The sequence below is a fragment of the Actinoplanes sp. ATCC 53533 genome, assembly GCF_003947245.1.
This window is the reverse complement of record NZ_QHHV01000133.1, coordinates 39450-46788: the sequence shown is the minus strand read 5'-3', so window position 1 is coordinate 46788 and position 7339 is coordinate 39450. Positions and strand designations below refer to the sequence as shown.

Below are 7339 nucleotides of genomic sequence, written 5' to 3'. Positions count from 1 at the left end.
GTTCATCGACGAAGCTCTGCGGGCTTACGAACATCCCGGCATCGTCTTCCGGCCGGGCCCTACCGGCCGCAGGGCCGCGCTGTCGGGCGGACCTGATGTTTGGGAGGTCGTTGCGGCGCTGACCGCTGTTCGTGATGAGGACCCGGCGTTGGACGAAGAGCCTCTCCTGCTGGAGCTGAGCAACGTCACCGGGCTTACCCCGGCGCAAGTCGGCGTCGTATTGCGCTATTACGCGGCATACCCCGAGGAAATCGATGAGCGGATTGCGCTCAACAGAGAAGTCGCCGACCGGGAGGAACAACTGTGGGCAGCCCAGCAGAAGCTGCTGCGGAAGCGGAAGCCCTGACTGCCGCCATTCTTGACGAGATGTATCCACCCGCGCTGGCCCAACGGTTACGGACGGACGGCCATGATGTTGTGGCGGTGTTGGATATCGAGGTCGGCTTGGCATCGAAGTCGGACGAGGATGTGCTGACCTGGGCCGCACGCAACAGCCGATGTGTGGTCACGGAGAACGTCGGCGACTTCGCGCGGCTGGCGCAGCGAGGGGTCGCGCACTGCGGCTTGGTGTTCGTCTCGGGCCGACGGTTCCCTCGCACCCGTTCCGGACTCCATCGACTGGGTGACGCACTGGGTGCCCTGCTTTCGGCGAAGAAACTACCCGGGCCGGGGCGGCATCACCTGGCTGTAGGAGCCCTGACTGGCTTATCCCGCGGCCCGGTCAGCCCTTGACGCCGTCGGCCGGTGCGATATGCGCGGTTTTGTGAGATCAAGTCTGGCGTGTGGGACCGAATACCCAGGAGATGCGGGTCCGACGAGGGGCGCAGCCGCGAGTTCCCGGGCGTGATGCCCTGCGGCAGGAGTGCGCGGCGGTCAGACGTGCAGGCTGCGTACGGTCCGGTCGAGTGCCGTCGCGGTGCGGTCGCAGGTGTCCCGCAGGTCCGGCAGCAGCGTGCGGCCCAGCTCGACGTCGCCGGCCCGGGCCGCCCGGTGGATCCGCTCGCACAGCTGGGCGAGCCGGACCGCGCCGACGGTCTCGCTGGACGCCCACAGCGACTCGGCCGCTGCCGCCGCCTGTCGGGTCTCGGCCCGGCCCAGCGCGACCTGCAGCCGCATCCGGCTGGCCGGCAGTTCGTCGAGGTAGGTGTGCACGAGGTCGGCCACGGCGCGCGCGTCGCCGTCGAGCGCGTCGTTGAGCCGGCCCAGCGCGCCCGGGTCGAAGTCCGCCTGGTCCTTGTCCCCGCCGTCCGCCGGGGCGGCCGGCGCCGCCCGCGAGGTCACGTCCTCGATCGCCGCCCGCAGCTGCTCCAGGTCCAGCGGCTTGGTGAGGAAGCCGTCCATGCCCGCGGCCAGGCACTCCTCGCGGTGCCCGGGCGAGGCGTCCGCCGTCACCGCGATGATCGGCGTGTGCCGGGACGGGGTCCGGATGAGCTCACCGGCGCGGATCCGCCGGGCCGACTCGGTGCCGTCGATGTCCGGCAGGTGCCGGTCCATCAGGACGACGTCGAAATTGTCGTTGAGGACGGCCCGCACCCCCGTCTCCCCGTCGACGGCGATGTCCAGGTGGTGGCCGAGCCGGGCCATCTGGCGCTGGGCGAGGATGCGGTTCACCTTGTTGTCCTCGATCAGCAGGACGCGCAGCCGGACGACCTCCGGTTCGGCCGCCGCGGCGCGCTCCGGGGCGGCCGGCCCGCGGGCGGCCAGGTCCGGGTCGGTGTCGAAGAGCAGGGTGTCGAACTTGATGATCGTGCCCCGGTCGTCGCTCTGCGCCACGGTCAGCGTGGCGCCGAGCCGGCGTGCCAGCCGGGTGGCCAGGAACAGCCCGATCTGGGTGGCTTCCTCGCTGGGCCGGTCCTGGCGCGTCGACAGCTGCCGCAGCGCGCCGGCCGACAGCCCCGGCCCGTCGTCGGCCACGGTGAACTGGATCCGGGCCGGGCTCTCGGTGAAGTCGCCGAGCCGCTCGGCGTACATCCGGGTCTGCCGCGCGCCGTGCCGCGCGGCGTTGCTCGCCAGCTCCAGCAGGAGCTGGCGCAGGGCCTCCACGTCGCCGCGCAGGGTGGCCGGCAGGTAGGAGTTGGCTTCGGCCCAGACGGCGCCGTCCGGGCCGGCCCGGCGGGCGACGTCGCGCAGCAGTTCCGCGGTGGAGAACGGCTGCGCCGGGCTCGGCTGGTCGCCGAGGAGCAACCGCAGCAGGATGAGCAGGCGGTCGCCGGCGACGAGCAACTCGGTGCCGCCGGCCCGCGCCTCCGTCACGATGCTGTGCGCCTCGTCGTCGAGGTCGGTCGTGCCGAGCAGTTCGAGGAAGCCGAGCAGGGAGTGCAACGGCGTGCGGACCCCGTGGCTGACAGCGGCGATCAGCACCCGCGCCACATCGGCGTTGATCTCCGGGGTTGCGACGTCGTTGTCGGCACCGCGCATGACGATGGGCTCCTAGTTCGCTGGTTGGCTCGCCTCTGAACGATCGGCGGCATGGTGGGAGAACTGAGGCGGTTGCCTCACACCACGCGCAGTTCCCGGTCGACGACGTGCAGCAGTCGCCCGATATCAACCGGTTTTGACATGAAATCGGTGGCCCCGGCCTCGTGCAGGCGGCGCTCGATGCCGGCCGTCAGGTCGGCCGTGACGATCACCACCGGGGTCGCCGCGATCGCCGGGTCGAGCCGGATCCCGGCCAGCACCTCCTCGCCGCTGCGCCCGGGCAGGTGCAGGTCCAGCAGGACCAGGTCAGGCCGGTGCTCACCCACCATCTCCAGGCCGGTGTCGCCGTCGGCAGCGACCAGCAGCCGGATGTGCGGGCGCCGGGTGAAGATGCGCCGCATCAGCATCGTGTTGGACGGATTGTCCTCGACGTAGAGCACGGTGTACTTGGTGATGTCCTCGCTGTCGGCGCCGTCCGGGGCGGCACCGTCCGCGTCGTCGCCGACCGGCACCGCGGCCGCGGCCAGCGGCAGATCGACGTAGAAGGTCGAGCCGACGCCGTGCACGCTGCGCACGCCGATCCGGCCGCCCATCGCGTCCACCAGGTTCTTGGCCAGGGCCAGGCCGATGCCGGACCCGTCGATGTCGGTGCGCTCCGCGCCGATCCGCTCGAACGGCAGGAAGATGTCCTCGAAGCGCTCGCTGGGAATCCCCAGGCCGGTGTCGGAGACCTCGAGGCGCAGCCAGCCGAGCGGCGACGAGAGCTCCGGCGCGGTCTCGGCCGACGGCACGGCCCAGGCGATCCGCACCTCGCCGCCGCTGCGGTTGTACTTGACCGCGTTGGACAACAGGTTGACCAGCACCTGCTTGAGTCGTTGCCGGTCGGCGACGACGTGCGGGGCGACGCCCTCGCCGCGGGTGCGCAGCGTCAGCCGCCGGTTCGCCGCGTCCGGCCGGACCAGGTCGAGGCTCTCCTGGGCCACGTCCGCCACCGACACCGGCTCCAGCGACATCGACAGCCGGCCGGATTCGATCCGGGAGACGTCGAGGGTGTCGTTGATGAGGCTCAGCAGGTGCCGCCCGGCCCGGCTGATCATGGAAAGGTTGTCGGCGTCCTCGCCGCTGAGCTCGGCGAACTCCAGCAGCTGGGTGAAGCCCAGGATCGCGTTCAGCGGCGTCCGGAGCTCGTGCGACATCCGGGACAGGAACTCGCTCTTCGCCCGGCTGGCGCGCTCGGCCAGGTCCCGGGCCTGCTCGGCCTCGTCCCGGGCGAGCTCGGCCTCGTCCCGGGCCCGCTCCGCCTCCTCGCGGGCGGCCTGCGCCCGGGCCTCGGCCGCCTTGCGCTGGCTGACGTCGTGCAGCACGCCGGAGAAGCCGGCCAGGTTGCCGTCGCCGTCGAACACCGCCCGGCCCTTGACCTCCATCCAGCGCACCCCGCCGCCGTGCGCCAGGAACCGCACCTCGCGGACGCCGCCCGGCTCACCGGCCATCGCCGCGGCCATGTGCTCCATCGCCAGCGCCCGGTCCTCGGGGTGGACGTTGGCGAGCGGGTCCGCGCCGACGGTGTCGGCGATCGGGTTGCCGGTCAGCTCGTACCAGGCGCGGTTCACGTAGGAGAGCGCGCCGTCCGGCCCGACGCGCACGATGACGTCGCCGACCTCGTCCAGCACCGAGCGGTGCCGCAGCTCGGAGGCCTCCAGGCCGGCGATCGCGCGCTGGGCCACGATGGCGCTGGTGCACAGCGCGCCGAACGGCCGTAGCAGCTCGTGCACGCTCGGCGGCCACGGCATCGCGCCGAGGGCGTCGAACCGGATCACGCCGATCAGCCGGTCGGCGACCTGCAGGGGCAGCACGACGAACGCCAGGTCCTCGTCCGTCTCCAGCCAGTCCCGCCCGTCGGCCGGGTCGATGAACCGGTAGCCGGGGGCGCCGTCCGGCCCGGCGGCGAGCGGTTCCACGCGCACCGTGCGGTGCGCCAGGGGCAGCGCGGACGCGCTACCCGCGTGCCACTCGTGGGCCACCACGATCTGGGTGCGGTCGGTCGCGGTGCGCCACAGCGACGCCCGGCCCGCGCCGATGAACTCGCCGATGGCCTTGAGCGCGGCGACGAGCGCGGCGTCCACCTCCTGCGGCGAGAGGTGCACCAGGCCGATCGCGTGCTCGGCCAGCAGCTCGGCTAGTTGTGCGCGCCACTCGGCCGGCGCGGAGTCCGTCAGGGCATCGGGCGTAGCCGGTGTCGGGTCGGCCACCGGGCGGGTCGAAAGAGTAGTCACGAGTCCAGAGATCGGTATTCCGGACAGTCACTTGACGTTTTCTTGAGCTCGTCACAGGGCCCGCCCCTTTGCTCACCCCCGCCGGTCCGCAGCCGATTGAAGGTCCGCCGAGACGCGGGGTAGCGGCGACGACCTACGGGGCATGAGGGGACTGCGCATCCATGGCGAAGGCTGAGGAGCTCAAGCAGGCGTTCGACGAGGTCATCTCCGATGGGGTACGCCGCGGGATGCTGCACAACACCGCCGAGGACGAACGGCTGGACGGGCGCATGATCACCCTGGCCGGCCGGCCGTTGGTGAACTTCGGGTCCTGCAGCTACCTCGGCCTGGAGACGCACCCCGCGATGCGCGCCGGGGTGATCGACGCCGTCGAGCGGTACGGCACCCAGTTCTCCTCCTCGCGCGCCTTCCTGTCGGCCCCGGCCTACGCGTCGGCCGAGCGCGCCCTGACCGCGCTGTTCGGTCGCGAGACGATCCTGACGCCGAGCACCACCCTGGGCCACCTCGCCGCGCTCCCGACGGTGGTCGAGTCGGGCGACGTGCTCCTGCTCGACCACCAGGTGCACCACAGCGTGCAGACCGCCGCCAAGCTCGTGCAGGCCCAGGGCACCCGGGTCGAGCTGATCCCGCACAACGACCTGCGCACGCTGCAGCGCCGCCTCGACGAGTACCGCCGCGACCACCGGCGCGTCTGGTACGCGGCGGACGGCCTCTACAGCATGTACGCGGACTTCGCGCCGATCGAGGAACTCAACGACCTGGTCGCCGCGAACGAGAACCTGTGGCTCTACATCGACGACGCGCACGCGTTCTCCTGGCTGGGACAGCACGGGCGCGGCTACGCGCTGGAGCGGCTGAGCCCGCTCGCCCTGACCCGCAGCATCGTCGCCGGCTCGCTGAACAAGTCGTTCGCCGCAGCGGGCGGCGCGCTCACCTTCCCGGACGCCGAGACCCGCCGCCGGGTGTTCACCGTCGGCGGCCCGCTGATCTTCTCCGGCCCGGTGCAGCCGCCGATGCTCGGCGCCGTGCTGGCCTCCGCCCGGCTGCACCTGTCGGAGGAGGTGGTCACCCGCCAGGCGCGGCTCACCGAGGTGATCCGGCTGTTCAACCGGCTCGCCACCGAGAACGGGCTGCCGGTGGTCAGCCCGAGCGAGGCGCCGATCCGGTGCGTCGGCGCCGGGCGGCCCGAGGTCGCCTATAACCTGACCGGCCGGCTCCGCGACGCCGGCTTCTTCGTCGACACCGCGACCTTCCCGGCGGTGGCGGCCAAGCGCTCCGGCGCCCGGATCGCGCTGACCGCGCACCACACCGACGACGACATCGTCAGCCTGGTGGAGGCGCTCACCGACGCGCTGCCCAAGGCCCTCGCCGACGAGGGCGACGACCTCACGACGCTCAAGCGCGCGTTCTCCCGCCAGCTCGCCGGCCGGCCCGTGCGGCTGCGCCCGGCCCAGGTGGCCGTGCCCGCGGCGCGCTCCGGCGAGCAGCCCCGCGAGCTGCGGCTCGAGCACCACACCACGATCGACGCGATCGACCGCACCGAGTGGGACGCGATGCTGGGCGGGCGCGGCGCGTTCGACTGGCAGGGGCTGCGCGCCCTGGAGGACACCTTCGCCGGCGACGACGACGCCGAGCCCGAGCACCGCTGGGCGTTCCACTACTGGATCGTGCGGGACCCCGCCGCCGGCCGGCCGGTCGCCGCGACGTTCTTCACCACGGCCATGTGGAAGGACGACATGCTCGCCGAACCGCACGTGTCGGAAGAGGTCGAGCGGCGCCGGGCCGACAACCCGTACTACCTGACCTCCACGATGATCGGCATGGGCTCGCTGCTCAGCGAGGGCGACCACCTCTACCTGGACCGGACGGCCGACTGGCGCTCGGCGCTGCGGCTCATCCTCGCCGCCGCGCGCTCGGAGGAGGACCGCGCCGGCGCCGCCGCGGTCGTGCTGCGGGACCTGCCCGACGGCGACGCCGAACTGCACGAGGTCCTACTCGGCGAGGGGTTCGCCCGGGTGCCGGTCTTCGACACCTGGACCCGCCCGATCGACTTCAGCACCGACGACGACTTCCTCGCCGGGCTGCCCAAGAAGGCCCGCTACCACCAGCGCACCAACGTGCTGGCCTGGGAGGGGCAGTACCGGGTCGAGGCGTACGCGGGCGGCAGCACGGAGGCCGCGAAGCTCTCCACCGGGCAGCGCGACCACCTGTACGGGCTGTACCGCGACGTCCACGCGCGCAACCTGGAGCTCAACGTCTTTCCGCTGCCGCGCCGGGTGCTCGACGCGGTGCTGGCCCGGCCCGGCTGGGAACTGGTCACGCTCACCCTGCACGACGGCCCGGACAAGCCGGTCGCGTTCGCGCTCCAGCACGTCGGCGCCGACCATGTCCAGCCGCTCTTCGTCGGCCTCGACTACCGGTACGTGGCGAGCCACCGCTCGTACCAGCAGACGCTGTGGCAGGCGATCCGCGCAGCGCAGCGGCACGGCGCCCGGCGGGTGCTGTTCGGGATGAGCGCGGACCTGCAGAAGTCCCGGTTCGGCGCGAGCCGCGAGCGGCGCTGGGTCTATCTCCAGTCGACCGACGGCTTCCACCTCGACGTGCTCAACCAGCTCACCGAGGGCCTGACGGTCGGCGCCGACTGACCG

General features: G+C 72.3%; 5 protein-coding genes. 3 read left to right on the top strand and 2 right to left on the bottom strand.

From position 1 onward, the window contains the following. Together DMB66_RS37445 and DMB66_RS66145 are read left to right on the top strand one after the other, a co-directional pair. Positions 1-346 (top strand): hypothetical protein (locus DMB66_RS37445; protein ID WP_125808863.1); only part of this gene is annotated, 346 nt, incomplete at its 5' end. A 20-nt stretch (positions 347-366) separates the two neighbouring features. After that, positions 367-732 (top strand): DUF5615 family PIN-like protein, encoded by a 366-nt coding sequence (locus DMB66_RS66145; RefSeq protein ID WP_158647497.1) that lies wholly within the window; start codon positions 367-369, stop codon positions 730-732. A 141-nt stretch (positions 733-873) separates the two neighbouring features. Here the strand turns inward: DMB66_RS66145 and DMB66_RS37435 are convergent, their stop codons facing one another. Together DMB66_RS37435 and DMB66_RS37430 are read right to left on the bottom strand one after the other, a co-directional pair. Beyond that, complete coding sequence (locus DMB66_RS37435; protein WP_125808862.1) at positions 874-2418, bottom strand: response regulator; 1545 nt, start codon at positions 2416-2418, stop codon at positions 874-876. Positions 2419-2495: 77 nt separating this feature from the next. Continuing rightward, a complete protein-coding gene (locus DMB66_RS37430) occupies positions 2496-4691 on the bottom strand; it encodes an ATP-binding protein (protein WP_125808861.1) in 2196 nt (731 codons plus the stop codon). A gap of 161 nt (positions 4692-4852) precedes the next feature. On the opposite strand from DMB66_RS37430, the gene DMB66_RS37425 reads away from it, so the two are divergent. Next, entirely contained in the window at positions 4853-7336 is a 2484-nt protein-coding gene (locus DMB66_RS37425; protein WP_125808860.1) for an aminotransferase class I/II-fold pyridoxal phosphate-dependent enzyme, read from the top strand. Positions 7337-7339 lie beyond the last annotated feature (3 nt).